A 25,159-nucleotide genomic window follows, 5' to 3' on the forward strand; every position below is an offset into this window, starting at 1 on the left:
CGGATCAACCCTTCATGCTGTCGATGTCGGCGATATTGATCGTGCTGCGCGTACGGAACAGCAGCACCAGGATCGCCAGGCCGATGGCAGCTTCTGCCGCGGCCACGGTGAGGATGAAGAACACGAACACCTGCCCCGACACGTCGCCGAGGAAGCGCGAGAACGCCACGAAGTTCATGTTCACGGCAAGCAGCATCAACTCGATCGACATCAGCAGCACGATCACGTTCTTGCGGTTGATGAACAGGCCGGCGACGGCGATGCAGAACAGCACCGCGCCCAGCACGATGTAGTGCGCAAGCGTGATCATGGCTGCGGCTCCTGTGATTCGGTCGATTCGTCGGGACGGATAGCGGCCATCTTCACGATGCGCACGCGACGGTTCGGGTCCGCCCTGACCTGCTGGCTGGCCGACTCGTAGCGGGCGTCGCGACGCTCGCGCAGGGTCAGCGCCACGGCGGCCACGATACCCACGGTGAGGATCAGCGCCGCAATCTCGAACGGCAGCAGGAAGCTCGTGTACAGCGCGCGGCCCAGCCAGGCGGTGTTGGACACACCGGCGGCCACCGCCGGATCGGCGCCCATCACGTGCGCCTGCATCGCGCGCACGCCGATCAGGCCCAGCATTTCCGCCAGCATGATCGCGGCCACGAACAGGCCGATCGGCAGGAACTTCACGAAGCCCTCGCGCATTTTCTCCTGGTCGATGTCGAGCATCATCACCACGAACAGGAACAGCACCATCACGGCGCCGACGTAGACCACGATCAGCGCCAGGGCGAGGAACTCGGCCTCCAGCAGCAGCCACAGGCAGGCGGCGCTGAAAAAGGTCAGCACCAGCGCCAGCACCGCGTGCACCGAATTCTTCAGCGTGATCACCGACAGCGCGGCGGCCACGGTGACGAAGCCGAAGGCGTAGAAGCAGATGAGTTGAAGCAGTTGGGGATTCATCGGGGGCCTCAGCGGTACGCCGCGTCTTGTGCGCGGTCGGCGGCGATCTGCTGTTCGAAGCGGTCGCCGATGGCAAGCAGCTTCTGCTTGTCCACCACGTTCTCGCCGCGGTTCTCGAAGTGGTACTCGTGGATCGAGGTCTCGACGATCGAGTCCACCGGGCAGCTTTCTTCGCAGAAGCCGCAGAAGATGCACTTGAACAGGTCGATCTCGTAGCGGGTGGTGCGACGCTGGCCGTCGCTCTCGCGGGGCGCCGAGTCGATCGTGATCGCCAGCGCCGGGCACACCGCCTCGCACAGCTTGCAGGCAATGCAGCGTTCCTCGCCGTTCGCGTAGCGGCGCAGCGCGTGCAGGCCGCGGAAGCGGTTCGACTTGGGGATGTGCTCCATCGGGTAGCGCATCGTGTACTTGGGCTTGAACATGTAGCGCATGGTCAGCGCCATGCCCTGCAGCAGCTCGATCAGCAGCAGGCTCTTGAAATAGGCGGAAATGCGATTCATTGGATCCTCAGGCCCCCGTGCCGATGCTGACCAGGCCGTAGTACTTCATCAGGCCCGCCACGAAAACCCACGCGATGGCGATGGGAATGAACACCTTCCAGCCCAGCCGCATGATCTGGTCATAGCGATAGCGCGGAAAGGTGGCGCGGAACCACAGGAACATGAAGGAGAACAGGAAGGCCTTGAGCAGCAGCCACGGAAAACCACCGTGTCCGATGAAGCCCCACGAGGCCGGGAACGGCGACAGCCAGCCGCCCATGAACAGGATCGCGGCCAGGAAGCTGACCAGGATCATGCTGGCGTATTCGGCCAGGAAAAACAGCGCGAACGCCGAGCCGGAGTACTCCACGTGGAAGCCGGCCACGATCTCCGACTCGCCCTCGGCCACGTCGAACGGGGCGCGGTTGGTCTCGGCCACGCCGGAGATGAAATAGATCACGAACACCGGCAGCAACGGCAGCCAGAACCAGTCGAAGATGCCCTTGCTGCCGGCCTGCGCGTTGACGATCTCGGTGAGGTTCAGCGAACCGGCCAGCACCAGCACGCAGACCAGGCACAGGCCCATCGCCAGCTCGTATGAGATCACCTGCGCGGCCGAACGCATCGCGCCGAGCAGCGCATAGCGCGAGTTGGACGCCCAGCCGGCGATGATGATGCCGTACACGCCCATCGAGGTCATCGCCAGCAGGTACAGCACGCCGGCGTTCGCGTTGGACAGCACCATCGAGCTGCTGAACGGCACCACCGCCCACACCGCCAGCGCGGGCACCAGCGCGATCATCGGTGCCATGTAGTAGAGGAAGCGGTTCGCCTTGGTCGGCAGGATCACTTCCTTGATCAGCAGTTTCACCACGTCGGCGAAGGCCTGCAGCACGCCGAACGGGCCGATCTTGTTCGGTCCCATGCGCACGTGCATCCAGCCGAGAACCTTGCGCTCCCAGTAGACGAACATCGCCACCGCGAGCACCAGCGGCAACACGATCGCCAGGATGTACAGGATCGGCACGACGAGCTGATGGATGAGTTGATCAAGCATCTGCTTAAGCCTTGCTCAGGGTGATGGACGCGCCATACGGCGGCAGCGTGGCGGTGAGGTCATGCGCAGCCTCGATCCAGACCGCGCCATCGGGCACGGCGGCATCGATCACCAGCGGCAACGAGGCCTCGACCACACGTACGGTGTCGCCGACGGCAAGACCCTGGCGGGTCGCCTCGGCGGCATTCATGCGCGCCGCCGGGGCACGATTGAGCGGATGCGCATTCAGCGCCGTGGCACGACGCAGCACGGCATCCATGCGATAGATCGGCCAGGTCGCCAGACGGCTCAGGCCGCCCGTCGTGACGCGCGCCGCCAGACCCTGGCGTTCGGAGACCGCCCGCCCGGCGATACCTTCGCGCAGACCGGCAAGATCGTCGAACTCGAAACCGGCCAGTTGCAGCGCGCCGCCCAGCGCACGCAGCACCTTCCAGCCCGGCCGGGCCTCCCCCGGTGCCTTCGCGCCGGCCGCCACGCCCTGGGCCAGGCCGTCGACGTTGACCAGGGTGGCCTCGCTTTCCGGCAGCAAGGCGATCGGCAGGATCACGTCGGCCACCTCGCGCAGCGCCGGGCTGGCGTAGGCGCTGAACGCCACCACCTGCTCGGCCGCGCGCAAGGCGTTCAGGGCCGCTGCGCCATCGGCGAAATCGTGCGGCGGCTCGACACCGTACAACACATAGCTCTTGCGCGGCTGCGCCAGCATCGCCTGCGCGTCCAGCCCGCCATTGCCCGGCACCACGCCGAGCTGGGCCAGGCCCACCGCATTGGCGCCCACCGGCAACTCGTCGTAGCCGGCGCCCGTGGCGTCGGCAATGAAACGGGCGATGGCACGCAACCAGGACGCCTGCGGATGGGTTACCGCGGCCTCGCCCAGGATCACCACCGCCGGGCCCGACTTCAGCGCCGCGATCGTGTCGTTGCCGGCGTCGTCGCCCGCTACCGCAGCAATGGCGTCGGCCAGCGCCGCCGGCGCCGAAGCGCCCGCGGCGACTGCCGCCCTGGCCAGCGTCATCAGGGCGTCGACCATGGCCGACGGGGCAACGATCGCCTCACCGGCCAGCTTGTAATTGAAATCGAAACGCGCCGGATTGATCGCGTAGATCCTGGCGCCCTTCTTGGTCGCCTGGTGGATGCGGTGGTTGAGCAGCGGCATCTCGTGGCGCAGGTCCGAACCGACCAGCAACGCTGCGCGGACCTGGCCGACTTCCGCCACCGGCAAGCCGAACGGGCGCGCCACGGGGTTGTCGGCGAAATCGAGCTGGCGCAGGCGATGATCGACGTGGGCGCTGCCCAGGCCGCGGGCCAGCCGCATCAGCAGATCGCCTTCCTCGTTCGAGCTGGCCGGATGAACCAGCATGCCCAGCTCGCTGCCCGGCGCCTTCTTCAGTGCCTCGCCGGCAAATTCCAGCGCCTCTTCCCAGCCAACCACCTGCCACTGGCCGTTGCGCTTGATCTCCGGCTTGCCGATGCGGTCGTCGGCATACATGCCCTGGTGGCTGTAGCGGTCGCGATCGGACAGCCAGCACTCGTTGACCGCCTCGTTGTCGCGAGGCACGGTGCGCAGCACCTCGCCACGGCGCACGTGCAGCCACAGGTTGGAACCCAGCGCATCGTGGTAGCCGACGGACGGCTTGGCGACCAGCTCCCAGGCACGTGCCTTGAACTGGAACGGCTTGTTGGTCAGCGCGCCGACCGGGCAGACATCGATGATGTTGCCGGACAGCTCGGTCTCGATCGTCTTGCCGATATAGGTGCCGATCTGCAGGTCTTCGGTACGCCCCATGCCGCCGAGCTCATAGCTGCCGGCGATCTCGCTGGTGAAGCGCACGCAGCGGGTGCAGTGAATGCAGCGGGTCATCTCGGTGGCGACCAGCGGCCCGATGTTCTCGTCGGCCACGGCGCGCTTGCGCTCGGTGTAGCGCGACACGCTGCGGCCATAGCCCAGCGCCACGTCCTGCAATTCGCACTCGCCACCCTGGTCGCAGACCGGGCAGTCCAGCGGATGGTTGATCAGCAGGAATTCCATCACGTCTTTCTGGAATTTCAGCGCCTTGTCCGAGCGCGTCATCACCTTCATGCCTTCGGCCACCGGAGTGGCGCACGCCGGCTGCGGCTTGGGCATCAGCTTGCCGCCCATCTCCACGTCGACCAGGCACATGCGGCAATTGGCGGCGATCGGCAGCTTGCGGTGATAGCAGAAACGCGGGATCGACACGCCGATCGCGTCGGCCGCCTCGATGATCATCGCGCCCTTGCGGATCTGCGTCGGCTTGCCGTCGACCTCGATGTTGATCAGGTCCGGCGCGGTGTTAGAGCCAGAATTCATACGCCGAGCACCTCGCGCCGGGAGCTGTTTGCGCGCAAGACAAGGAAGCGCGAAGGATTGTATGTCGATACATGACTGAGCAATGACGCAGGATTGCGGGCAAACAGACCCGGCCCGGAGGGTTGCGCCTGAGCGGCCGCCATGCGGCAGCCCGCGGCTTGGCCAGACACCCAGTCTGGCACTGCGCCACGCGCTACCACCTGACGACCGCTCAGGCGCAACGCGAGGTGCTCGGCGTATGAATTCTGGCTCCTCGGCTGCGCACTCATGCAGCAACTCCAGAGTTGGCTTGTGCAAGCTTGTCCTCGACCATCGAGCGACCGTGCTGCACGAAGTATTCGAATTCATTCCAGAAGCGGGCCAGGAAGCCCTGCACCGGCCACGCGGCGGCTTCGCCGAATGCGCAGATGGTGTGGCCCTCGATCTGGCCGGCGATCGCCTTCAGCCGATGCAGGTCTTCCTCGGTGCCCCTGCCCTCGACGATGCGGGTCAGCACCCGGTGCATCCAGCCGGTGCCCTCGCGGCACGGCGTGCACTGGCCACACGACTCGGCCTTGTAGAAACGCGAGATGCGGTGGCAGACCCTGACCATGCAGGTGGTTTCGTCCATCACGATCACCGCGCCGGAACCCAGGCCCGAACCGGCCTTCTGCAGGCAGTCGTAGTCCATCGTGCTGTCGAGCATGATCTCGGCCGGCAGCACCTTCATCGACGAGCCGCCGGGGATCACCGCCTTGAGCTTGTGGCCGTTGCGCACGCCGCCGGCCATCGCCAGCAGCTCGGAGAACGGCGTGCCCAGGCGGATCTCGAAATTGCCGGGGTTGTTGACGTGGCCGGAGACGGAAAAGATCTTCGGGCCGCCATTGTTCGGCTTGCCGAGGTCGAGGAACCAGTCGGCGCCGTTGCGCAGGATCGCCGGCACCGAGGCATAGGTCTCGGTGTTGTTGATCGTGGTCGGCTTGCCATACAGGCCGAAACCGGCCGGGAACGGCGGCTTGAAGCGCGGCTGGCCCTTCTTGCCTTCCAGCGATTCCATCAGCGCGGTTTCTTCGCCGCAGATATAGGCGCCCGCGCCGAGCGCGTTGTAGATGTCCACGTCGATGCCACTGCCCTGCACGTTCTTGCCGAGCAGGCCGGCGGCGTAAGCTTCCTTCAGCGCCTCCTCGATGTGCTCGTAGGGCTCGTGATGGAATTCGCCGCGCAGGTAGTTGTAGGCCACGGTGGAACCGGTGCAATAGCAGGCGATGGCCAGGCCCTCGATCACCGCATGCGGGTTGTAGCGCAGGATGTCGCGGTCCTTCGCCGTGCCCGGCTCGGACTCGTCCGAGTTGCACAGGATGTACTTCTGCATGTCGCCCTTGGGCATGAAGGACCACTTCAGGCCGGTCGGGAAGCCCGCGCCGCCACGGCCGCGCAGGCTGCTCTTCTTGATCTCGTCGACCAGCGAGGCCGGATCGGGCTTCTCGGCGAGGATCTTCTTCCACGCCTGGTAGCCATCGACCTTCTCGTAGCTTTCCATCGACCACGGCTTGTCGAAATGCAACGTAGTGTAGACGACCTGGTGGTCCTGGGGTGCGGGTCCGACAGCCATCAGTGGTTCCCCTCGGCGTCGTGGCCGTGCGCAGGGCCATCCATGCTCAGGCCATCGAGGATCGCGTCGATCTTCTCGACGGTCAGGCGCTCATGGTAATGACCGTTCACCGTCATCGCCGGCGCGTACACGCACGCCGCGATGCATTCTTCTTCCAGTTTCAGATAGATCCGGCCATCGGGCGTGCTTTCGCCCGCCTTGATGCCGAGCTTGGTCTCGCAGTGGCGCAGCAGGTCTTCCGCGCCGTTGAGCCAGCACGAGATGTTGGTGCAGATCGCCACGTTGTTGCGGCCGACCGGCCTGGTTTCCAGCATCGAGTAGAAGCTGGCCACCTCGTACGCCCAAATCGCCGGCAGCTCGAGATACTTGGCCACCGCGGTGATCAGCTCGTCGGTGAGGTAGCCATGGTTCTGCTCCTGCGCGCCAAACAGCGCCTGGATCAGCGCCGAGCGCTTGCGGTCCGGCGGGAACTTGGCCGCCCAGGCATCGATGTGCCGGCGGGTGTGTTCGGTGAGTACGGCGAACGGGTCGACGTTCCTGACCTGCTCGAAATGTCCGGTGGCTTTCATGGGTTTCTCCGTCGTGCCGGCTCAGCGATCCACTTCGCCGAACACGAGGTCATAGGTACCGATCATGGCCACCACGTCGGCGAGCATGTGGCCGCGCACGATGGTGTCCATGGATGACAGGTGGGCGAAGCCCGGTGCGCGCAGGTGCACGCGGAACGGCTTGTTGGCGCCGTCGGAAACCAGGTAGCAGCCGAACTCGCCCTTGGGCGCCTCGACCGCGCAATAGGTCTCGCCGGCCGGCACGCAATAGCCTTCGGTGAACAGCTTGAAGTGATGGATCATGGCTTCCATGTCCTCCTTCATCTCGACCCGCGACGGCGGGGCGACCTTGAAGTTCTTCACCATCACCGGGCCGGGGTTGGCCTTCAGCCACTGCACGCACTGCCGGATGATCCGGTTGGACTGGCGCATCTCTTCCACGCGCACCAGGTAACGGTCGTAGCAGTCGCCGTTGACGCCGACCGGGATGTCGAAGTCCATCTCGGCGTACTTCGCGTACGGCTGCTTCTTGCGCAGGTCCCACTCGACGCCCGAGCCGCGCAGCATCGCGCCGGTCATGCCCCATTGCTGGGCCAGTTCCGGGCTGATCACGCCGATGCCGACGGTGCGCTGCTTCCAGATGCGGTTGGTGGTGAGCAGTTCCTCGTACTCGTCCACCTTGGACGGGAAGTCGGCGGTGAACGCCTCGAGGTAGTCGAGCATCGAACCTTCGCGCCAGCTGTTGATGCGCTTCAGGTCGGCACCCTTGTGCCACGGCGACTCGCGGTACTTCGACATCTGTTCGGGCAGGTCGCGGTAGACGCCGCCGGGGCGATAGTACGTGGCGTGCATGCGCGCGCCCGACACCGCCTCGTAGACGTCCATCAGTTCCTCGCGTTCGCGGAACGCGTACAGGATCACCGCCATCGCGCCCAGGTCGAGCGCGTTCGAGCCGATCCACATCAGGTGGTTCAGGATGCGGGTGATCTCGTCGAACATGGTGCGGATGTACTGCGCACGCTCCGGCGCCGCGATCCCCAGCAGGGTCTCGATCGAGCGCACGTAGGCGTGCTCGTTGCACATCATCGACACGTAGTCGAGCCGGTCCATGTAGCCGATCGACTGGTTGAAAGGCTTGGACTCGGCCAGCTTCTCGGTACCGCGATGCAGCAGGCCCACGTGGGGATCGGCGCGGACGATGGTCTCGCCGTCCATCTCCATGATCAGGCGCAGCACGCCATGGGCGGCCGGATGCTGCGGGCCGAAATTCATCGTGTAGTTGCGGATCTCTTGCATGCTCAATTCTCCCGCCAGTGATCGGCGGCTTCGGCCTTGGCCTGCATCAGGTCGGCATCGTCGCGAATGGTGCGTGGAACCAGCACGCGCGGTTCGATCGACACCGGCTCGTAGATCACCCGCTTCTGCAGCGGGTCGTAGCGCACTTCGACGTTGCCGATCAGCGGGAAGTCCTTGCGGAACGGATGGCCGACGAAGCCATAGTCGGTGAGGATGCGGCGCAGGTCGGGATGGCCATCGAAGATGATGCCGTACAGGTCGAACGCCTCGCGCTCGAACCAGTTCACGCCCGGCCACACCAGGGTCAGCGAAGGCACCACCGGCAGGCTGTCGTCCGCGCAGAACACGCGCAGGCGCAAGCGCCGGTTGTGTTCGATCGAGAGCAACTGGATCACCGCGGCGAAGCGGCGCGGCTGGCTTCCGCCGCGGGGACGTCCGGCCCAGTCGAAGCGACCCTGGGCTTCGCCTTCCACACCGCGGGAAAAGCCAGTGCCGGAGACGGTATCGGTATCCCACTCGGTCTGGCCGTAGCCGAGATAGTCGATGCCGCACAGGTCGATCAGTTCGCTGAAGCGGAACGCCGGCTCGTCGCGCAGCGCGGTGGCCACGGCGATCAGGTCGGCCGCTGCGAGTTCGGCGACGGTTTCATTGCGGACCGTGCTGATGCTCAGCGTGTCGCCGAATCGCGCGATCAGCTGGGTGGCCAGCGAGGTCTTGGGGGTATCGGTCATGGCTGCGCCTTCGGATGTGCCGCTCAAGAGCGCGCGATGGTGCTGGTGCGGCGGATCTTCTTCTGCAACTGCAGGATGCCGTGGATCAGCGCTTCGGCCGTGGGCGGGCAGCCTGGCACGTAGATGTCCACCGGCACGATGCGGTCGCAACCACGCACCACGGAATAGGAGTAGTGGTAATAGCCGCCGCCGTTGGCGCAGCTGCCCATCGAGATCACCCACTTCGGCTCGGGCATCTGGTCGTAGACCTTGCGCAGCGCCGGGGCCATCTTGTTGACCAGGGTGCCGGCCACGATCATCACGTCGGACTGGCGCGGGCTGGGACGGAAGATCACGCCGTAGCGGTCCAGGTCCAGTCGCGACATGCCGGCATGCATCATCTCCACCGCGCAGCAGGCCAGGCCGAACGTCATCGGCCACATCGAGCCGGTGCGCGCCCAGTTCATCAGCGCGTCGATGCTGGTGGTGGCGAAGCCACGCTGCACCACCGGATTGTCGCCGGCGGGCAGCAGGATGTCGTCGACCAGGTTCAACGGCTCCGGGTTGTGCATCACCCGGCTGACGGAATCCATCACTCCCATTCGAGTGCTCCCTTCTTCCACACGTAGGCGAAACCGATGACCAGCAACAGCAGGAACAGGCCCATCTCGATCAGCGCGATCACGCCGAGCTGCTGGAAGACCACCGCCCACGGAAACAGGAAGGCGATTTCCAGATCGAAGATGATGAACAGGATGGCAAGCAGGTAGTAGCGCACGTCGAAGCGCATGCGGGCGTCCTCGAACGCCTCGAAGCCGCACTCGTACGGCGCCAGCTTCTCCGCCTCGGGACGACGCGGGCCCGCCAGCAGGCCAATGGCCAGCAGCACCACGCCAAGGCCGGCAGCGACGCCGATGAACAACAGGACAGGCCAGTATTCGGCAAGCACGATGCAACTTACCTCCGCGCCGTTGGGCGCATCAGTGACCGTGGGTGTGATCGGGCAACTCACGGTCCGGCGATTTCGATTCGGCAGGCCGCTGGGACCCTGGGCTTTCCAGCCCCGTCCGCAGGCGTTGCTGCCATGGACGTCCGACGTCTCGCGAAAAGATTTCGCGAATCCCGCCATTGTATCAGTGCGAGGGGGTACAACAAGCCTTGACGGCTGATTGCGTGCCGACTAACCGCACCACACATGCCCGTCACAAAGTACGGACGCGGCGACGCCCACGCATCACATCGTGTGCGTGGGGCGCTCGGAGTTGAGGGTGCCGGCCAGGATGTTCTCGATCCGGCTGCGGGCGGCTTCCGCATCGCCGGACTCGTTGAAGTGGATGCCGATGCCAGCGGTGCGATTGCCCTGGGCGCCGACCGGACTGACCCAGACCACCTTGCCGACCACCGAGATGCGCTCGGTTTCCTCCGCCAGGGTCACCAGCAGGACCACCTCGTCGCCCAGCGAATAGGACTGCGCGGTGGCGGCAAACAGGCCGCCGTGCTTGAGGAACGGCATGTACGCGTTGTACAGCGACGCCGCATCCTTGATTTTCAGCGAGATGATGCCCTGCCGGGCGCCCATGGGTTTCATGCTTGGCTCCTGCCGGACGTGTGACACGTCCGGTCGATGGGACGGATCTTAGAGGCTGTCAGCGGCGCATACCACCGGGCGGCGTCACGCAATGCCCTGCTGGCTCGCCAGAAGCGACTGGCGCTCGTTCACCAGGCTGCCCCAGGACCCCGGCGGAACCCAGCCGGCAACCCAGTCCGGCACCTGCGCGGCCGGCATGGGCCGGGATATCCAGAAGCCCTGCAACTGATGGCAACCGAGCGAGGCCAGCAGGTCGCCCTGATCGGACGTTTCCACGCCCTCGGCGATCACCGCCTTGGCCAGCATGCGCGCCGTGGTGATCACCCCCGCGGCGATCGCCATGTTCCGGTCGTTGCTGATGATGTCGCGCACGAAGCTCTGGTCCAGCTTGATGTGTTCGATGTCGAGCTTCTGGATGTGGCTCAGCGAGGCGCTGCCGGTGCCGAAGTCGTCCAGGCCCACGCGGATGCCGCGGCGGCGGCATTCCTCGATCACTTCCTTGGCGCGGGCGTGGTCCATGCTCGGCCCGGTCTCGGTCACCTCGATGCCGAAGCCCACGTCCATCACGTCGGGATAATTCTCCAGCACGGCGTCGATGTCGGTGAAGAAGGCCGGATGCAGCAGGTGGCGGGTACTGATGTTGACCGACACCGGGATCGAAACGCCCGCGCGGATCCACGACTGGCAGCAGCGCAGCGCCTCTTCCAGCACGTAGCGGCCGATCGGGCGAGCCAGTTGCGGGTCGTCCAGCACGTGCATGAAATTGCCCGGCTCGACCAGCGGATCGCTGTCACTCAGTCGCAGCAGGGCTTCCATGCCGGCCACGCCGTGCAGGCCCGGCAGGCCGTCGATATAGACGATCGGCTGGAACAGCAGCAGCAGCTGATCCTGCTGCAGGGCCTGCGCGATCCGTTCGCGCATCGCCTGCAGGCGGACCTGCTCGAGCTCCATCGCCGGCTCGTACAACATGCCGCGATCCTTGCCCTCGTCCTTGGCCTGGTACATCGCCAGGTCGGCATGCCGCACCAGGCCCTCGGCATCCGATTCGTCCAGCGGAAACAGGGTCCAGCCGATGCTGGCCGACAGGTACAGTTGCTCGCCCATCAGATTGAACGGCGCGCGCAGGACCTGGAGGATGCAGCGGCTGATCACGTCGAGCTGCTCGCGGCTGTCCAGGCCCGGGATGACCAGGGCGAACTCGTCACCGCCGAAGCGGGCCAGCACGTCCGCCTCGCGCAACATGCCCACGACCCGCGCCGAGGCCTCCGCCAGCACATGGTCGCCGCCACCATGGCCGATCGTGTCGTTGACGCTCTTGAAGCGATCCAGGTCCAGCACGCCCACAGCCAGCAGGCTGCCTTGCGTGCCGGCGCGGGTACGAGCCTGTTCCAGTAGCTCGAACAGCAGGCGGCGGTTCGGCAATCCGGTCACCACGTCATAGAAGGCCAGCCGCTCGACACGTGCCTCGTGCATCTTCTGCCGGGTGATGTCGCGGTGATGCCAGAGGCGTCCACTGGCAACCTCGCCGACCCGCACCGGGGTGAAGTCGCGCAGGAAGATGCGCCCGTCGCCCATGGTCACTTCATCGCCCTTGACGGGCAGGTCCTGCTGCAGGATCTGGCCGATTCGCCGTTCGGCGGATGCCGGATCGGCATAGGTTGAAAGCAGTCGTGCGTAGAGCCAGTCCGCCGCCCTTCCCTCCAGCTCGGCGGGCGATTCGGGCAGGCCGAACAGGGTGCAGAAGGCCTCGTTGGCAAATCCCACGCGGTCGTCCTCGGACACCACCAGGATGCCGGCGTGCTGGTTGGACAGCACCGTGCGGAAATACTGCAGGTTGAAGCGCAGTTCCTGTTCCGCCGCCAGCCTGGCCGTTTGGGCGCGCTGCACCTGGATACCCAGCCCCAGCTCCACCGCCATCTCGGCGAAGGCCTGGATCTCGATGTCGCCGAAGGCATCCGCCGTGGCCGCGCCGACGACCAGGCAACCGGCGATCGCCCCGGCCACACGCAGCGGCAAGGCCAGCAGCGACTGCACGTCTGCACATCCGGACTGCGCCGTGCCCGGATGGCTCGACTGGGGCTGACCCAGTGCAAGCGCCCTGGCCACCATGACGCCCGCGGGCGTCCGATCGAGCGGGCTCGACTGGAGATCCTGCAGCAAGCCGGCGTCCAGCCCTTCGTGCGCCTGCTGAAGCAGGCGACCCGGATCACCGGTTTCGAGCAGGCCGATCCAGGCAGCGCTGTAACCACCGATGGCACGCAGCACGCGACAGGCGCCGGACAACAGCGACGGCTCGCTTTCGCTGTGGGTGACCAGCTTGATCATCTCGCTGAGCAGGCGCAGCGCACGCCGCTGGCGCGCCTCGTCCTGCACCGACAGCAGCAGGCGCGTGCGCTGCTCGTGCGCTTCGAGACCGAACCCGATGCTGATCGCCGCCTGCTGCAGCAGCTCGATCATCCGCGGCGAGAAATAATCGGCGTGCGCGGCCCGTATCATCAGCGCCGCGCAGACTTCGCCAAACTTCAGCACCGGCACGGCCAGCGCGGCACCCACTTCGTGCCTTGCGTAGGCGGGCCGGAACATCTGCAGGGCCTCGCTGTGGCGGATGTCGGCTTCGAGTTGCGGCTCGCCGCGCCAGAACGCGGGCTGCGCCGCCGAAAACGGGATGCGTTCGGGGTAGATGTCGGCCATCCCGGCAGCCACGTCGGCGGGCGCGATGCGCTGCAGCCAGCCGCTGCGGTAGTCCAGTTCGCCCACCATCACCAGCCGCGCGCCGATTTGGCGCTGCAGGACCTCGATCACCGCCTCGTACAGGACTGCCGGCTCCAGCGCACGCACCAGCAGCTGCCCGATCTCGGACAACGCGGCATGGAAACTCTCGCCTGACGCGGCATCGGCTGCCACCTGCGTCGAGTCCTGCTCCGATATGTGCATTCGGATGTCCGCCGGATGGACCGGCTGCGATGACGTCTGCCCTTCCAGGCAGCTGCTGGAACCACTGGAATTGCCGTCACCGGATTGCGTGACCGGACGTGATGACGGACCAGGCCACCGTCATCTTCCCCCTGCCTCAAGCTAGCCCGGTCAACCGGGGCGCGCAAGAGCCGTCCTGTACGGGCAGCCGATCAGGAAAGTTCGCACCAGCCCCAGTGATCGAAAATCCACGGCGTGGGCAAGGCCAGGGTCAGGCGCGCGAAGACCGGCGCCTGCCGTGCCACGACGGAGGGCAACAGGCGCCAGCTTCCGGCATCGTCGCGTTGCAGCGGGGCCTGTGCCCAGCGCCAGCGTTCCACCCCCGCTGCACTGACCACGCTGAGCCGCAGCCACGGGTTCAACCAGGCTGGCGGCCGCCAGGGCAAGGCCGCCAGTGGCGGGGCTGGCCAGGCCCAGCACTCCGGCCGGCCGGCCAGATGCCGCATGCGCGTGCCGCTGAGTGCCATCTGGCTGCGATGTGCCTCCAGCGCAGCGAGCTTGCGGGCGAGCTGCAAGGTGCTGCCGGCCACTTCGAAGGACTCGTCGCCCCGCTCCCCGTGCACCAGGTAGCCCAGCAGGGGCGGCGGGTCGGCCTGCGCTGCCAGGGCCAGGCGCGCCAGCACGTGCGCCGAGCCATGATCCGGATGATGGTCGGACAGCGCCGGCGCCAGCACCAGGCTGGGGCGAAACGCATCGATGGCCGCCGCCAGCGTCGCCACGGTGGCCTCGGACGACTGCAACAGCAGTTCGGTCAGTCCCATGTCCGGCCAGCCCAGCGACTGCAGGCTCGAATCAGCCAGGCCAAGCTGCTGCAGCGCCTGCAACATCTCGCCACGACGGCGCTGGCCCCAGCGCTTGCGATCGTCGGCGCCAATGCGGATGCGTCGCTCCAGCCAGCGCTGCGGCCAGGGATTGTTGTCGCCGGCCGTGAGCAGCAGGATGCGCACCTCGCCGCCCGCCGCACGCACCCGCTGGATCAGCAGGCCGGTGGCGATGGTTTCGTCATCCGGATGCGGCGCGACCACCAGCAACCGGGTCTGCCCGGAAAACTCCGGCAGGCCATCCATCGCCGCCGACGTCAGCGAGATGCCGCCAGCCGGGGTCATCGCCACTGCGCGAGCAGTTCGAGCAGCAACAGGTCGCCACGAAGCGGCCCGCGCAGGGCCTCGCGGGTACGATTGACCGCGTCATACCAGTGCGCCAGCGCCTCGACGTCCATGGCGCTGGCCAACGGGGTGGTGCTGGCTGATGAACGTGCGCGGATCTCGTCCGCGGTGGCCTGGGCGGCGAACCACAGCCGCTGCGCCGGCTCGTTGTCCAGCCAGCGCTTGACGACCTCGATGGGCTGTCCCCGGCCGGCGGCCAGCGCCGCCAGGTCCTTGCGCACTTCCTGCCGGCGCTCCAGCGCGCCCTCGCCGGCCCAGGCCAGGGCCAGGCCGGGATTGCCGGCAGCCGCCGCCAGCGCCTCCGCGGGATGGCGCACGCCTTCGTCCTGCAGCCAGGCCAGCGCATCGGCTTCGGCCGGAAGCTGGAACTCGACCCGCTGGCAACGACTGCGAATCGTCTGCGGCAGGCGCCAGGGCGCATCGGCCAGCAGGATCAGCATGGTCTGCGCGGCCGGCTCCTCCAGCGTCTTCAGCAGCGCATTGGCGGCAGCCGCGTTCATCGCGTCGGCAGGGTCGATGACTGCCACCTGCCAGCCGCCGAACTGGCTGTTCATCGCCAGCCGCGCGGACAGTTCGCGGATCTGGTCGACCACAATCTCGCTGCGCTGCACGCCGTCCTTGCGCAGCCCGAAACTCAAGGTGACCAGGTCCGGGTGGGAACCGGCGGCGATCAGCAGGCAGCTGCGGCAATGGCCGCAGGGCTCGCCGTCCACCGGCTCACTGCACAGCAGACCCTGCATGAAATGCTGGACGAACGCGCGCTTGCCCAGGCCGGCGGCGCCGCAGACCAGCAGGGCGTGCGCCAGTGCCCCGCGCTGGCGACTCGCCTGCAGCCGCGCCCAGTGCGGAACCTGCCAGGACAGCACGCTCATGGCCGCGCCCCGGCCAGCAGGTCTTCCAATGCCATCGTGGCGGTAGCCAGCACCTGGGCCGGCGACTGGCCGGCGTCGAGCGTCCGGAACCGTTCGGGTTCGGCCGCGGCACGCTCGCGATAACGGGCACGCACGCGCTCGAAGAAGGCATCCGCCTCGACCTCGATGCGGTCGGCGTCGCCGCGTCCGGCGGCGCGCGCCCGCCCGGTGGCCACCGGCAGGTCGAGCAGCAGGGTCAGGTCCGGCTGCACGCCCATGCAGGCCCAGCGTTCCAGCTCCGCGATGCGTTCGGTCGGCTGGCCGCGACCGCCACCCTGGTAGGCATGGCTGGCATCAGCGTAGCGGTCACACAGCACCCAGCGCCCCGCCGCCAGCGCCGGCTCGATCACCTCGCGCACCAGTTGCGCACGCGCGGCGAACATCAGCAGCAGTTCGGTTTCCGCGGCCATGCCGCGCTGGGCCGGATCGAGCACGATGGCACGCACGGCCTCGCCCACGGTGGTTCCGCCGGGTTCGCGCGTCTGCACCAGCGACACGCCGTTTCGTTCGAGGTGTTCGCGCAGGCCGGCCAGCAAGGTGCTCTTGCCCGCGCCCTCGCCGCCTTCGAGGCTGATGAACTTCCCTCGCGCGATCATCGGCAACGCTTCCGCTGGTAGCAGTCGACATTGCGATTGTGTTCTTCCAGCGAGCGCGCAAACACGTGGCCGCCATCGCCACGCGCCACGAAATACAGCGCGTCGCCGGCGGCCGGATGCAGGGCCGCGACCAGCGCGGGCCTGCCGGGCAAGGCGATCGGCGTCGGCGGCAGGCCGGCCCGGGTATAGGTGTTGAACGGCGTGTCGGTGGTCAGGTCGCTCTTGCGGATATTGCCGGCGTAGTTCGCACCCATGCCGTAGATCACGCTGGGGTCGGTCTGCAGCAGCATGTGGTTCTGCAGCCGCCGCACGAACACCCCGGCGATCTGCGCCCGCTCGACGGGAAGGCCGGTTTCCTTCTCCACGATCGAGGCCAGGATCAGCGCCTCGTACGGCGTGGCCAGCGGCAGGTCCGGCGCGCGGCCCGGCCACAATTCATCCAGCGTCTTCACCATCGCGGCGTGCGCACGGCGCAGGATGTCCAGATCGCTGTCGCCCTTCACATAGGCATAGGTCTCGGGCAGGAAGCGCCCTTCCGGCGCCTCGCCGCCCGCACCGATCTTCTGCATCAGGGCGGCGTCATCCAGGTTCGCGCTGTCGTGCTGCAGCTTCTCCGCCCTGGCCAGCGCCTGGCGCAGCTCGGCGAAGGTCCAGCCGTCGACGATGGTGAAATTGCGCTGCAGCACCCGGCCTGCCGCCATGTTGGCCAGCAGCTGGCGCGGCGTGATGCCCGGCTCGAGCGCGTACTCGCCGGCATGCAGCTTGCCGGCCACTCGCATCTGCGCCGCCAGCGCCCGCCAGTACAGCGGGTTGGCCGTGCTCAGGCCCTGCCGGCGCAGGTCGGCGACGATGTCCCTGAAGCTGCTACCCCGGGCCACCTCGATGCTGCCACCGCCGGCCGCCACGTTCAGCGGCGTCGAATTGAACCGCGTATAGGCGTTGCCGAGATAGAACACGGCGCCGGCCGCCGCCAGCAACAGGAGCACCAGCAGCTTGAGCCATGCGCGGCCGCGCACCCGTTTGTCACTCATCCAGCCTGCTCCATCGTGAAACCCAGGTCCTGCCAATGCTGCTGCAACCGGCGCGTGAGTGCACCGGGCCGATGGTCACGTCCATCGAGCGAACGCACCGGCACGATGCCGCGCACACTCGAACTGAGGAACAACTCGTCCGCCGCGTGCAGCATCGCCAGCTTCATGTCACCCACTCGCGCCTCGGGACAGCATGCCAGCACCTCGGCTCGCGCCACCCCGGCCACGCCGCAACGGACCAGCGATGGCGTCAGCAACTGACCATCGATCACCGCAAACAGATTGGCCATGGTCGCCGAAATCACCCGCTCGTGGCTATCCAGCAGGACGCCTTCGGCGATCGCCGGATCATCCCACTCGGCCCGCGCCATGACCTGCTCCAGCCGGTTCAGATGCTTGATGCCGGCCAGCAGGGGCTGTTCCGCCATGCGGATGGCGCAGACGCGCATGCGCACGCCTTGCGCATACACGTCCCGATCCACTTGCGGTGGTGCGAATGCAGCCACCACGCGGGTGGGTTGCACGTGGACCGGCAGCGCGTAGCCGCGCTCACCCTGGCCGCGGCTGAGCGTGATGCGGACCACCGACTGCGGCATGCCGGCGCTGACCTGCAACGCCTCGCGCCAAAGTTGCTGCGGGTCGGCCGCGGGAATCCGCAGGCGCGCGCAGCCATCGGCCAGTCGTTGCATGTGACGCGACCACAGGGGCGCGACGCCGCCGACCAGGCGAATGCTTTCGAACAGGCCGTCACCGTAGGCCAGGCCACGATCCAGCACCGAAACCTGCTGCGCCGCTGCGCCGTCGACCAGGATGCGCGCAGACATCAGTCCGGCACTCCCAGCGCGCGCAGCAGCCCGCGCGCCTTGGCACGGGTTTCCGCCAGCTCGCTGGCCGCCACCGAATCGGCCACGATGCCGGCGCCGGCGCGCAGGCTCACTTCGTTGCCCAGCAGGGTCAGCGTGCGGATCAGGATGTTCAAGTCGAGCTCACCGTTGCGATCGAGATAACCCAGCGCGCCGGTATAGGCGCCGCGTGGCGCGTCTTCCAGCGCCGCGATGATTTCCATGCAGCGCACCTTGGGACAACCGGTGATGGTGCCGCCAGGGAACGTCGCGGCAATCACCTCGCCGGGCGTCACCTCGCTGCGCAGTCGCCCGCGTACATTGGAGACGATGTGGTGAACGTGGGCGTAACTCTCCACCACCATCAGCTCGTCGACCGCGACCGTGCCCGGAATGCAGACCCGACCCAGGTCGTTGCGCTCCAGGTCGATCAGCATCACGTGCTCGGCGCGCTCCTTCGGATGCGCGCTGAGCTCGCGGATGCGCGCCGCATCGTCGTCACCGGGCACGCGTGGACGGGTGCCGGCGATCGGCCGGGTCTGCGCCACGCCGCCGCGCACTTCGACCAGCCGTTCCGGCGACGAGCTCACCACCGCCCAGCCCGGCTGCTGCAGCAGGCCCGCAAACGGCGCCGGGTTGGCACGGCGCAATACCGCGTAGAGCGAGGCCGCGGTGGGCGGCTGCGCATAACGGGCGCGCCAGGCGCGCGACAGGTTCACCTGGAAGATGTCGCCGGCATGGAGATGCTCGTGGATGCGCGCCACGCCTTCGAGGAAATGTTCCGGCGCGTCCTCGTCCCAACCGCACGGTCCGGCCAGCGGCGGGATCGAGGATTCCGCGCAGAGATCCGCTTCGAGCCGGTCGAGAAGATCCTCCCGCGCCTCCTCGGCGACCAGGATCGTGCAGTCACGTGCATGGTCGACGATCACCGCCGCCGGGCAGCGCAGCGCCAGCGCCAGGGGCAGCTCGGCGGGCGGGCGCAGGCGCAGGCCCGGCTCGATTTCGCCGGCCAGTTCATAGGCCAGCAGCAGCACCCAGCCGCCATGGAACGGCAGGTCGTCGTCCGCGGGCGGCAGGCGGGCGGCGCGCCAGTCCTCATCCAGCGCGTCGAGGAAGCGCCCTTCCCGCTGCCGTCCGTCGTGGTCGCGCAGGCTCCCGTCCGCGTGCAGGCTCAGCGAGTCTTCGGGAAATCCGAACAGGATGTCGTAGCGCGACTGCGCGGTGCCATGCACCACGCTTTCCAGCAGGCAGGGATAGCGCGCGGGAAATGAAGCGGCCGGCGCGAGCAGGTCGCGCCGGCCGGACAGGATGCGGCGATGGCAGGTCACGCGTGGCGCGTCAGACGCGACGGAAGGCCAGCGTGCCGTTGGTGCCGCCAAAGCCGAACGAGTTGGAGATCGCCACGTCGAACTTCGCCTCGCGCGCGGTGTTCGGCACGAAGTCGAGATCGCAACCTTCGCCGGGATTGTCCAGGTTGATCGTGGGCGGCAGCACCTGGTCGCGCAGCGCCAGGATGGTGAAGATCGCCTCGACGCCGCCGGCCGCACCCAGCAGGTGGCCGGTGGTCGACTTGGTCGAGCTCATCGCCAGCTTGTAGGCATGGTCGCCAAACACCTTCTTCGCCGCCATCACCTCGCCCAGGTCGCCCAGCGGCGTGGAGGTGCCATGCGCATTGACGTACTGCACCTCGGCGGGGTTCAGGCGTGCATCGTCCAGCGCCGTCTGCATGCAGCGCGCCGCGCCTTCGCCACCCTCGCTGGGTGCGGTCATGTGGTACGCGTCGCCACTCATGCCGAAACCGACCAGCTCGGCGTAGATGCGAGCGCCGCGGGCCTTGGCGTGTTCGTACTCTTCCAGCATCAGCACGCCGGAACCGTCGGACAGCACGAAGCCGTCGCGATCCTTGTCCCACGGACGGCTGGCCCTGGTCGGCTCGTCGTTGCGGGTGGACATCGCCTTGGCCGAGCAGAAGCCGGCCATCGCGGTGCCGGTGGTGGCGAACTCGGCGCCGCCGGCGATCATCGCGTCGGCATCGCCGTACTGGATCATCCGCGCGGCCAGGCCGATGTTGTGGGTGCCGGTGGTGCACGCCGTCACGCAGGCGATGTTCGGGCCTTTCAGGCCGAACATGATCGACAGCTGGCCCGAGACCATGTTGATGATCGAGCTGGGCACGTAGAACGGCGAGACGCGGCGCGGGCCCTTGGCGGCCAGCTCCAGCGCGGTCGCCTCGATCGTGTACAGGCCGCCGATGCCGGCGCCCACGGCCACGCCGATGCGGGGCGCATTCGCCTCGGTCACTTCCAGCCCGGAATCGCGCAGGGCCTGGGTGCCAGCGGCCACGCCATAGTGGATGAACGGGTCCATCTTCTTGACGTCTTTCGCCGCCATCCAGTCAGCCGGATCGAAGCCGCTGACCTGGCCGGCAATGCGCGTGGAATAAGCGGAGGTGTCGAAATGCGTGACCGGGCCGATCCCGCTGACGCCCTGGACGACGCGATCCCAGGCGCTGGCGATGTCGTTGCCGACCGGCGAGATGATGCCCATGCCGGTCACTACCACACGTCGCTTGCTCATGCTGATTTCCTTACGTGATTGCGCGGGTCTGCCGCTGCCGACAGCGCAGGTAAAGCCATGACTCGTCCGATCCGCGATTCATCCGGGCCGCCGGATTCCCCGGCGACCATACGGGATCGGACGTTACAAAATGCAGAAACGAAAACTGCGCCAAGATGGCGCAGCCTTCGGTACCGCCGTGTGAACGAACCGGCCCGCACCAGGCGAGCCCATCCGCTCAACGGCGGTCAATTCACTGCCGATCAATCCTTGGAGTGGGCCTTGATGTAATCGACGGCCTGCTGCACGGTGGTGATCTTCTCGGCATCTTCATCCGGGATCTCGGTCTCGAATTCTTCTTCGAGTGCCATCACCAGTTCCACCGTGTCCAGCGAATCTGCGCCCAGGTCGTCAACGAACGAAGCGTTCGCCGTGACTTCATCTTCCTTCACGCCCAACTGCTCGATGACGATTTTCTTGACGCGCTCTTCGATGGTGCTCATGTTGCCCATACCTCTCAAGGAGTAATTGATTTGTCTGTGCCGGCTCAAAGCCTGCAAAAGGCCGGCGCATTGTAGTGGCTAAACCGCAAGGCTGCCACGATGGGCCGGCATCACGGGGGTCAGACCCCCGCTGACCGGCACGAAAGCGCAATTGTCGCCTAAAACGAAGCTGCTGGCGACAACTGCGTCAACCCACGCTACGGCATGTACATGCCGCCGTTGACGTGCAGTGTTTCTCCGGTGATGTAGGCAGCCGCCGGCGAGGCCAGGAAGCCCACCGCGCTGGCGATGTCCTTCGCCTCGCCCAGCCGCCCCAGCGCGATCTGCCCCAGCATCGCCTGTTTGGCGTCCTCGGGCAGTGCCCGGGTCATGTCGGTATCGATGAAGCCCGGCGCTACCACGTTGACGGTGATGCCGCGGCTGCCGATCTCGCGGGCCAGCGACTTGGAGAACGCGATGATGCCCGCTTTGGCCGCCGCGTAATTGGCCTGGCCCGGATTGCCGGTGAGGCCGATCACCGAGGCGATCGAGATGATGCGACCCTTCTTCGCCTTCATCATGCCGCGCATCACCGCCTTCGAGGTGCGGTAGACCGAGGTGAGGTTGGTGTCGATGATCGCCTGCCAGTCCTCTTCCTTCATGCGCATCAACAACTGGTCGCGGGTGATCCCCGCGTTGTTGACCAGGATCGAGACCGTGCCGAACTCCTTCGCGATCGCCTCGACCAGGCCCTCGACGGCCGCGCCGTCGGTGACGTCCAGCTTGCGGCCGTGACCGCCATGGGCGGCCATGCGCTCGCCGATGGCGGCGGCACCGCCGTCGCTGGTGGCCGTGCCGATGACGGTGGCGCCCATCGCCGCCAGTTCGTCCGCGATCGCCGCGCCGATGCCGCGACTGGCGCCGGTGACCAGCGCGATTTCACCTTGCAGTGGTTTGCTCATGAACAACTTTCCTTCGGAAATTCGATGATCGAGGGGCCGTCAGGCCCACTCGGCGAGTGCGGTATCGAGATCCGCCGGCGCGCCGATCGCGCGCGCCTCGATGCTCTTGTCGATGCGCTTGATCAGGCCGGCCAGCACCTTGCCCGGGCCGCATTCGGCGACGCGCGTGGCGCCACCGGCGGTCAGCGCCTGCACGCATTCGGTCCAGCGCACGGGCATGTACAGCTGGCGCTGCAACGCCCCGCGAATCTCCTCGACGCTGCCGTAGCTGCACGCCTCGGCATTCTGGATGACCGGCACCGAGGGCAGCTTCCAGTCGACCGTCGCCATCCGCTCGCCCAGCTTGTCGGCCGCTTCGCGCATCAGTGCGCAATGCGACGGCACCGACACCGCCAGCTTGATCGCCTTCTTCACGCCCAGCTCGGCCAGTCGCGCCAGCGCGCGATCGACCGCCTCGGCGTTGCCGGCGATCACCAGCTGGCCGGGCGAATTGAAATTCGCCGGCGCCACCACCTGGCCCTGCGCTACCTCGTCGCACACCGCCGCGATCTGCGCGTCGTCGCCGCCGAGGATCGCCGCCATCGCGCCGACGCCCGCCGGCACCGCGGCCTGCATCAGCCGGCCGCGTTCGGCCACCAGCGCGGCCGCGTCATGCAGGGAGATCGCTCCGGCACAAACCAGCGCGCTGTATTCGCCCAGGCTGTGACCTGACAGGCGGGCCGGCTGCGCGCCGCCCAGCTTCTGCCACACCCGCCACACCGCGACGCTGGCCGCGAGCAGCGCGGGCTGGGTGTTCTCGGTACGGTTGAGCTGATCTTCCGGACCCTGGGCGCTCAGGCTCCACAGATCGATACCGGCGCCTTGCGAAGCTTCGTCGAAGGTGGCCCGGACTTCACTGTGTGCGGCGGCCAGTTCGGCCAACATGCCGACCGACTGCGAACCCTGGCCGGGAAAGACGAAAGCGAGCGAGGAAGCGGGTGAACTCATGGATGGGCGAATCCCGTCGACGAAAGCGAACATGGTGCCATGCATGGGCCGCCATACGCAGCTGTATTTCGCGAATCCGCCGGCATCGCAAAATGCGATGCCGCCCGAGGGCGGCATCGTGACCGGCATGGAAACGCTTGCCGGATCAATAGCGCAGCAGCGCGGACGCCCAGGTGAAACCGCCGCCGAAGGCTTCCAGCAGCAGGTTCTGGCCACGTTGCACCTTGCCCGAACGCACCGCGTAATCCAGCGCCAGCGGCACCGAGCCCGACGACGTGTTCGCGTGCTTGTCGACCGTGACGATGACGCGCTCCATCGACATGTTGAGGCGCTTGGCGGTCGCCTCGATGATGCGCAGATTGGCCTGGTGCGGAATCAGCCAGTCGATCTGCGACTCGTTCATGCCGGCGGCGGCGAGGGTTTCCTCGACCAGCGAGTCCAGCGTCTTCACCGCGACCTTGAACACTTCGCGACCGGCCATGCGGATGCGCACGCCGTGGTTGGGCTCATCCTTGAAACCGACGGAGACACCCACCGGGTTGTACAGCAGTTCCTTGTGGCCGCCATCGGCATGCAGGCAGGTGGCATGGATGCCCGGCTCGCTCGAAGCCTCCAGCACCACCGCGCCGGCGCCGTCACCGAACAGCACGCAGGTCTCGCGCTCGGTCCAGTCGACCATCCGGGTCAGCGTTTCCGCGCCGATCACCAGGACCTTCTTCGACTGTCCGCTCTTGATGAACTTGTCGGCGATGCCCAGCGCGTAGACGAAGCCCGAGCACGCGGCGTTGACGTCGAACGCGGCGCAGCCGTTGGCGCCCAGGCGATGCTGCACCAGGCAGGCGGTGGACGGGAAGATGATGTCCGGCGTGGTGGTGCCCAGGATGATCAGATCAAGCTCGGACGCCTTGACGCCGGCTGCCTCCAGCGCCTGCTGCGCGGCACGGAAGGCCAGGTCGCCGGTGGTCTCGCCGTCGGCAGCGATATGACGCTGACGGATGCCGGTGCGGCTGCGGATCCACTCGTCACTCGTCTCGACGATCTTTTCCAGGTCGGCGTTGGTTACCACGCGCTCCGGCAGCGCGCTGCCGGTGGCAATGATGCGGGAGTAGATCTGGGCCATTCAGCTGTCCATCAACGTAAACTTGGGATTGAACGCCTTGGGCGGCACCAGTGCAACCGCCGCGCCCGGCATCCGGCTGTCCAACAACGCAAAACGGCGCGTCACCGCGCCGTTTTGCCGATCAGGCCCGGAAACCCCGAAGGGCTCCCGAAGCAGATCAATCCTCGACCGACACCGCACCCTTGGTCTCGATCACCTTCTTGCCGCGGTAGTAACCGTCCTTGGTGACGTGATGGCGCAGATGCACCTCGCCACTGGTCGGATCGGTCGACAGCTGCACGGTCTTCAGCGAATCGTGCGAGCGGCGCATGCCGCGGGTGGACGGGGTACGGCGGCTCTTGGCAACTGCCATGGTAGTTCTCCAACGGAAACTTGATGATCTGTGACTTGATGACCCGATGACTCGGGTCGGCGTTTACTTCTTCAATTCGCGCAACACCGCGAACGGATTTTCCGACTGCCCTTCGCCGGAGGTCTCCGGTTCCTGGCTGATCGCTTCGTCGGGCAGGCTGCTGTCCGGATTGATCGGAATCAGCGGCAGCGCCAACAACAATTCGTCTTCTATCACATCCACCGGATTCAACCGGCCATCCTCGGCCACCAGCAGCGGCTCGCAATCGGGCGGCAATCCCGCCTCTTCGCGCTCCTGTCTGATCAGGCCGAGCCGCGTGTCCACCGTCACCGGCAAGTCGAACGGCTCCAGCGTGCGCTGGCATGTCACGCTCAGCGACCCGGTGGCGCGGACGTCGACATAGCTGATGCCCAGCTCGTCGCGCCCGAAATCCAGCTCGAAATGCACCGATCCAACGGTATCGGCCAACGCCTCGCACAGGCGTGACATGGACGCCACAGGAAGCGTTCCCTCGAACGAACGCCGCGCCGAGACCATGCGCCAAGCGTCCACGGACTCTGGCAGTGTCACGGACATAATCGCGAAATGTTAGGTTCCAGGCCGCCTGAAGTCAACTGGTGCGGCGCCCGGACCCC

At 66.9% G+C, this 25,159-nt stretch carries 26 protein-coding genes; all 26 read right to left on the reverse strand.

Annotation, left to right across the window (positions count from 1 at the left end):
• Positions 1-4: 4 nt before the first annotated feature.
• The 26 genes from nuoK to AC3A56_RS00915 all read right to left on the reverse strand — a co-directional run bounded on the left by nuoK (position 5) and on the right by AC3A56_RS00915 (position 25,061).
• A complete protein-coding gene (gene nuoK / locus AC3A56_RS00790) occupies positions 5-310 on the reverse strand; it encodes an NADH-quinone oxidoreductase subunit NuoK (protein WP_007805214.1) in 306 nt (101 codons plus the stop codon).
• On the reverse strand, positions 307-951 hold the full coding sequence (locus tag AC3A56_RS00795) for an NADH-quinone oxidoreductase subunit J (RefSeq protein ID WP_487769017.1): 645 nt from the start codon (positions 949-951) through the stop codon (positions 307-309). The genes nuoK and AC3A56_RS00795 overlap by 4 nt, the downstream gene beginning before the upstream one ends.
• 8 nt (positions 952-959) lie before the next feature.
• Positions 960-1,451: an NADH-quinone oxidoreductase subunit NuoI gene (gene nuoI / locus AC3A56_RS00800; RefSeq protein WP_007805211.1), complete on the reverse strand. Its 492-nt coding sequence runs from the start codon at positions 1,449-1,451 to the stop codon at positions 960-962.
• 7 nt (positions 1,452-1,458) lie between these two features.
• Positions 1,459-2,487, reverse strand: a complete 1,029-nt coding sequence (gene nuoH / locus AC3A56_RS00805) for an NADH-quinone oxidoreductase subunit NuoH (RefSeq protein ID WP_056718842.1) — start codon at positions 2,485-2,487, stop codon at positions 1,459-1,461.
• A gap of 4 nt (positions 2,488-2,491) precedes the next feature.
• The gene (nuoG, locus tag AC3A56_RS00810) at positions 2,492-4,813 is read right to left on the reverse strand and encodes an NADH-quinone oxidoreductase subunit NuoG (protein ID WP_487769018.1); all 2,322 of its coding nucleotides are present in this window, start codon (positions 4,811-4,813) and stop codon (positions 2,492-2,494) included.
• A 265-nt stretch (positions 4,814-5,078) separates the two neighbouring features.
• Positions 5,079-6,404: an NADH-quinone oxidoreductase subunit NuoF gene (nuoF, locus tag AC3A56_RS00815; protein ID WP_487769019.1), complete on the reverse strand. Its 1,326-nt coding sequence runs from the start codon at positions 6,402-6,404 to the stop codon at positions 5,079-5,081.
• Positions 6,404-6,973 (reverse strand): NADH-quinone oxidoreductase subunit NuoE, encoded by a 570-nt coding sequence (gene nuoE, locus AC3A56_RS00820; protein ID WP_007805207.1) that lies wholly within the window; start codon positions 6,971-6,973, stop codon positions 6,404-6,406. The genes nuoF and nuoE overlap by 1 nt, the downstream gene beginning before the upstream one ends.
• Before the next feature lie 21 nt (positions 6,974-6,994).
• The gene (locus AC3A56_RS00825; RefSeq protein WP_056718839.1) at positions 6,995-8,248 is read right to left on the reverse strand and encodes an NADH-quinone oxidoreductase subunit D; all 1,254 of its coding nucleotides are present in this window, start codon (positions 8,246-8,248) and stop codon (positions 6,995-6,997) included.
• A 2-nt stretch (positions 8,249-8,250) separates the two neighbouring features.
• Positions 8,251-8,979 carry an NADH-quinone oxidoreductase subunit C gene (locus AC3A56_RS00830; RefSeq protein WP_487769020.1) on the reverse strand — a complete coding sequence of 243 codons (729 nt, stop codon included), beginning with the start codon at positions 8,977-8,979 and terminating at the stop codon, positions 8,251-8,253.
• Between the two features lie 23 nt (positions 8,980-9,002).
• A complete protein-coding gene (locus AC3A56_RS00835; RefSeq protein WP_007805204.1) occupies positions 9,003-9,560 on the reverse strand; it encodes a NuoB/complex I 20 kDa subunit family protein in 558 nt (185 codons plus the stop codon).
• The gene (locus AC3A56_RS00840) at positions 9,551-9,907 is read right to left on the reverse strand and encodes an NADH-quinone oxidoreductase subunit A (protein ID WP_007805203.1); all 357 of its coding nucleotides are present in this window, start codon (positions 9,905-9,907) and stop codon (positions 9,551-9,553) included. Before AC3A56_RS00840 ends, AC3A56_RS00835 begins: the two co-directional genes overlap by 10 nt.
• A 285-nt stretch (positions 9,908-10,192) precedes the next feature.
• Entirely contained in the window at positions 10,193-10,546 is a 354-nt protein-coding gene (locus AC3A56_RS00845; RefSeq protein WP_007805201.1) for a PilZ domain-containing protein, read from the reverse strand.
• An 84-nt stretch (positions 10,547-10,630) separates the two neighbouring features.
• On the reverse strand, positions 10,631-13,480 hold the full coding sequence (locus AC3A56_RS00850) for a sensor domain-containing phosphodiesterase (RefSeq protein ID WP_487769021.1): 2,850 nt from the start codon (positions 13,478-13,480) through the stop codon (positions 10,631-10,633).
• Between the two features lie 191 nt (positions 13,481-13,671).
• The gene (locus tag AC3A56_RS00855; RefSeq protein ID WP_487769022.1) at positions 13,672-14,625 is read right to left on the reverse strand and encodes a PIG-L deacetylase family protein; all 954 of its coding nucleotides are present in this window, start codon (positions 14,623-14,625) and stop codon (positions 13,672-13,674) included.
• Positions 14,622-15,557 carry a DNA polymerase III subunit delta' gene (holB, locus tag AC3A56_RS00860; RefSeq protein ID WP_487769023.1) on the reverse strand — a complete coding sequence of 312 codons (936 nt, stop codon included), beginning with the start codon at positions 15,555-15,557 and terminating at the stop codon, positions 14,622-14,624. The genes AC3A56_RS00855 and holB overlap by 4 nt, the downstream gene beginning before the upstream one ends.
• Positions 15,554-16,192: a dTMP kinase gene (gene tmk / locus AC3A56_RS00865; protein ID WP_487769024.1), complete on the reverse strand. Its 639-nt coding sequence runs from the start codon at positions 16,190-16,192 to the stop codon at positions 15,554-15,556. Before tmk ends, holB begins: the two co-directional genes overlap by 4 nt.
• Positions 16,189-17,223 carry an endolytic transglycosylase MltG gene (gene mltG, locus AC3A56_RS00870; RefSeq protein ID WP_056718833.1) on the reverse strand — a complete coding sequence of 345 codons (1,035 nt, stop codon included), beginning with the start codon at positions 17,221-17,223 and terminating at the stop codon, positions 16,189-16,191. The genes tmk and mltG overlap by 4 nt, the downstream gene beginning before the upstream one ends.
• Complete coding sequence (gene pabC / locus AC3A56_RS00875; RefSeq protein ID WP_487769025.1) at positions 17,220-18,047, reverse strand: aminodeoxychorismate lyase; 828 nt, start codon at positions 18,045-18,047, stop codon at positions 17,220-17,222. The genes mltG and pabC overlap by 4 nt, the downstream gene beginning before the upstream one ends.
• Positions 18,047-19,393 (reverse strand): aminodeoxychorismate synthase component I, encoded by a 1,347-nt coding sequence (locus AC3A56_RS00880; protein ID WP_487769026.1) that lies wholly within the window; start codon positions 19,391-19,393, stop codon positions 18,047-18,049. The genes pabC and AC3A56_RS00880 overlap by 1 nt, the downstream gene beginning before the upstream one ends.
• A 10-nt stretch (positions 19,394-19,403) precedes the next feature.
• Positions 19,404-20,642 carry a beta-ketoacyl-ACP synthase II gene (fabF, locus tag AC3A56_RS00885; RefSeq protein ID WP_007805186.1) on the reverse strand — a complete coding sequence of 413 codons (1,239 nt, stop codon included), beginning with the start codon at positions 20,640-20,642 and terminating at the stop codon, positions 19,404-19,406.
• A 242-nt stretch (positions 20,643-20,884) separates the two neighbouring features.
• Positions 20,885-21,124 carry an acyl carrier protein gene (gene acpP, locus AC3A56_RS00890; RefSeq protein ID WP_007805185.1) on the reverse strand — a complete coding sequence of 80 codons (240 nt, stop codon included), beginning with the start codon at positions 21,122-21,124 and terminating at the stop codon, positions 20,885-20,887.
• A gap of 197 nt (positions 21,125-21,321) precedes the next feature.
• Positions 21,322-22,065, reverse strand: a complete 744-nt coding sequence (fabG, locus tag AC3A56_RS00895) for a 3-oxoacyl-ACP reductase FabG (protein ID WP_056718830.1) — start codon at positions 22,063-22,065, stop codon at positions 21,322-21,324.
• A gap of 39 nt (positions 22,066-22,104) precedes the next feature.
• On the reverse strand, positions 22,105-23,052 hold the full coding sequence (gene fabD / locus AC3A56_RS00900) for an ACP S-malonyltransferase (protein ID WP_487769027.1): 948 nt from the start codon (positions 23,050-23,052) through the stop codon (positions 22,105-22,107).
• 145 nt (positions 23,053-23,197) lie between these two features.
• The gene (locus tag AC3A56_RS00905; RefSeq protein ID WP_487769028.1) at positions 23,198-24,172 is read right to left on the reverse strand and encodes a beta-ketoacyl-ACP synthase III; all 975 of its coding nucleotides are present in this window, start codon (positions 24,170-24,172) and stop codon (positions 23,198-23,200) included.
• Between the two features lie 157 nt (positions 24,173-24,329).
• Entirely contained in the window at positions 24,330-24,524 is a 195-nt protein-coding gene (gene rpmF / locus AC3A56_RS00910) for a 50S ribosomal protein L32 (protein WP_007081784.1), read from the reverse strand.
• Positions 24,525-24,587: 63 nt separating this feature from the next.
• Positions 24,588-25,061 carry a YceD family protein gene (locus AC3A56_RS00915; protein ID WP_487769617.1) on the reverse strand — a complete coding sequence of 158 codons (474 nt, stop codon included), beginning with the start codon at positions 25,059-25,061 and terminating at the stop codon, positions 24,588-24,590.
• Positions 25,062-25,159 lie beyond the last annotated feature (98 nt).

This window comes from Rhodanobacter sp. Soil_C_14 (assembly GCF_057657335.1).

What these genes read in the sequence shown, in the direction of transcription:
- nuoK (WP_007805214.1), bottom strand. Translation starts at nt 310, where the DNA reads ATGATCACGCTTGCGCACTACATCGTGCTGGGCGCGGTGCTGTTCTGC.
- AC3A56_RS00795 (WP_487769017.1), bottom strand. Translation starts at nt 951, where the DNA reads ATGAATCCCCAACTGCTTCAACTCATCTGCTTCTACGCCTTCGGCTTC.
- nuoI (WP_007805211.1), bottom strand. Translation starts at nt 1,451, where the DNA reads ATGAATCGCATTTCCGCCTATTTCAAGAGCCTGCTGCTGATCGAGCTG.
- nuoH (WP_056718842.1), bottom strand. Translation starts at nt 2,487, where the DNA reads ATGCTTGATCAACTCATCCATCAGCTCGTCGTGCCGATCCTGTACATC.
- nuoG (WP_487769018.1), bottom strand. Translation starts at nt 4,813, where the DNA reads ATGAATTCTGGCTCTAACACCGCGCCGGACCTGATCAACATCGAGGTC.
- nuoF (WP_487769019.1), bottom strand. Translation starts at nt 6,404, where the DNA reads ATGGCTGTCGGACCCGCACCCCAGGACCACCAGGTCGTCTACACTACG.
- nuoE (WP_007805207.1), bottom strand. Translation starts at nt 6,973, where the DNA reads ATGAAAGCCACCGGACATTTCGAGCAGGTCAGGAACGTCGACCCGTTC.
- AC3A56_RS00825 (WP_056718839.1), bottom strand. Translation starts at nt 8,248, where the DNA reads ATGCAAGAGATCCGCAACTACACGATGAATTTCGGCCCGCAGCATCCG.
- AC3A56_RS00830 (WP_487769020.1), bottom strand. Translation starts at nt 8,979, where the DNA reads ATGACCGATACCCCCAAGACCTCGCTGGCCACCCAGCTGATCGCGCGA.
- AC3A56_RS00835 (WP_007805204.1), bottom strand. Translation starts at nt 9,560, where the DNA reads ATGGGAGTGATGGATTCCGTCAGCCGGGTGATGCACAACCCGGAGCCG.
- AC3A56_RS00845 (WP_007805201.1), bottom strand. Translation starts at nt 10,546, where the DNA reads ATGAAACCCATGGGCGCCCGGCAGGGCATCATCTCGCTGAAAATCAAG.
- AC3A56_RS00850 (WP_487769021.1), bottom strand. Translation starts at nt 13,480, where the DNA reads ATGCACATATCGGAGCAGGACTCGACGCAGGTGGCAGCCGATGCCGCG.
- AC3A56_RS00855 (WP_487769022.1), bottom strand. Translation starts at nt 14,625, where the DNA reads ATGACCCCGGCTGGCGGCATCTCGCTGACGTCGGCGGCGATGGATGGC.
- holB (WP_487769023.1), bottom strand. Translation starts at nt 15,557, where the DNA reads ATGAGCGTGCTGTCCTGGCAGGTTCCGCACTGGGCGCGGCTGCAGGCG.
- tmk (WP_487769024.1), bottom strand. Translation starts at nt 16,192, where the DNA reads ATGATCGCGCGAGGGAAGTTCATCAGCCTCGAAGGCGGCGAGGGCGCG.
- mltG (WP_056718833.1), bottom strand. Translation starts at nt 17,223, where the DNA reads ATGAGTGACAAACGGGTGCGCGGCCGCGCATGGCTCAAGCTGCTGGTG.
- pabC (WP_487769025.1), bottom strand. Translation starts at nt 18,047, where the DNA reads ATGTCTGCGCGCATCCTGGTCGACGGCGCAGCGGCGCAGCAGGTTTCG.
- fabF (WP_007805186.1), bottom strand. Translation starts at nt 20,642, where the DNA reads ATGAGCAAGCGACGTGTGGTAGTGACCGGCATGGGCATCATCTCGCCG.
- acpP (WP_007805185.1), bottom strand. Translation starts at nt 21,124, where the DNA reads ATGAGCACCATCGAAGAGCGCGTCAAGAAAATCGTCATCGAGCAGTTG.
- fabG (WP_056718830.1), bottom strand. Translation starts at nt 22,065, where the DNA reads ATGAGCAAACCACTGCAAGGTGAAATCGCGCTGGTCACCGGCGCCAGT.
- fabD (WP_487769027.1), bottom strand. Translation starts at nt 23,052, where the DNA reads ATGAGTTCACCCGCTTCCTCGCTCGCTTTCGTCTTTCCCGGCCAGGGT.
- AC3A56_RS00905 (WP_487769028.1), bottom strand. Translation starts at nt 24,172, where the DNA reads ATGGCCCAGATCTACTCCCGCATCATTGCCACCGGCAGCGCGCTGCCG.
- rpmF (WP_007081784.1), bottom strand. Translation starts at nt 24,524, where the DNA reads ATGGCAGTTGCCAAGAGCCGCCGTACCCCGTCCACCCGCGGCATGCGC.
- AC3A56_RS00915 (WP_487769617.1), bottom strand. Translation starts at nt 25,061, where the DNA reads ATGGTCTCGGCGCGGCGTTCGTTCGAGGGAACGCTTCCTGTGGCGTCC.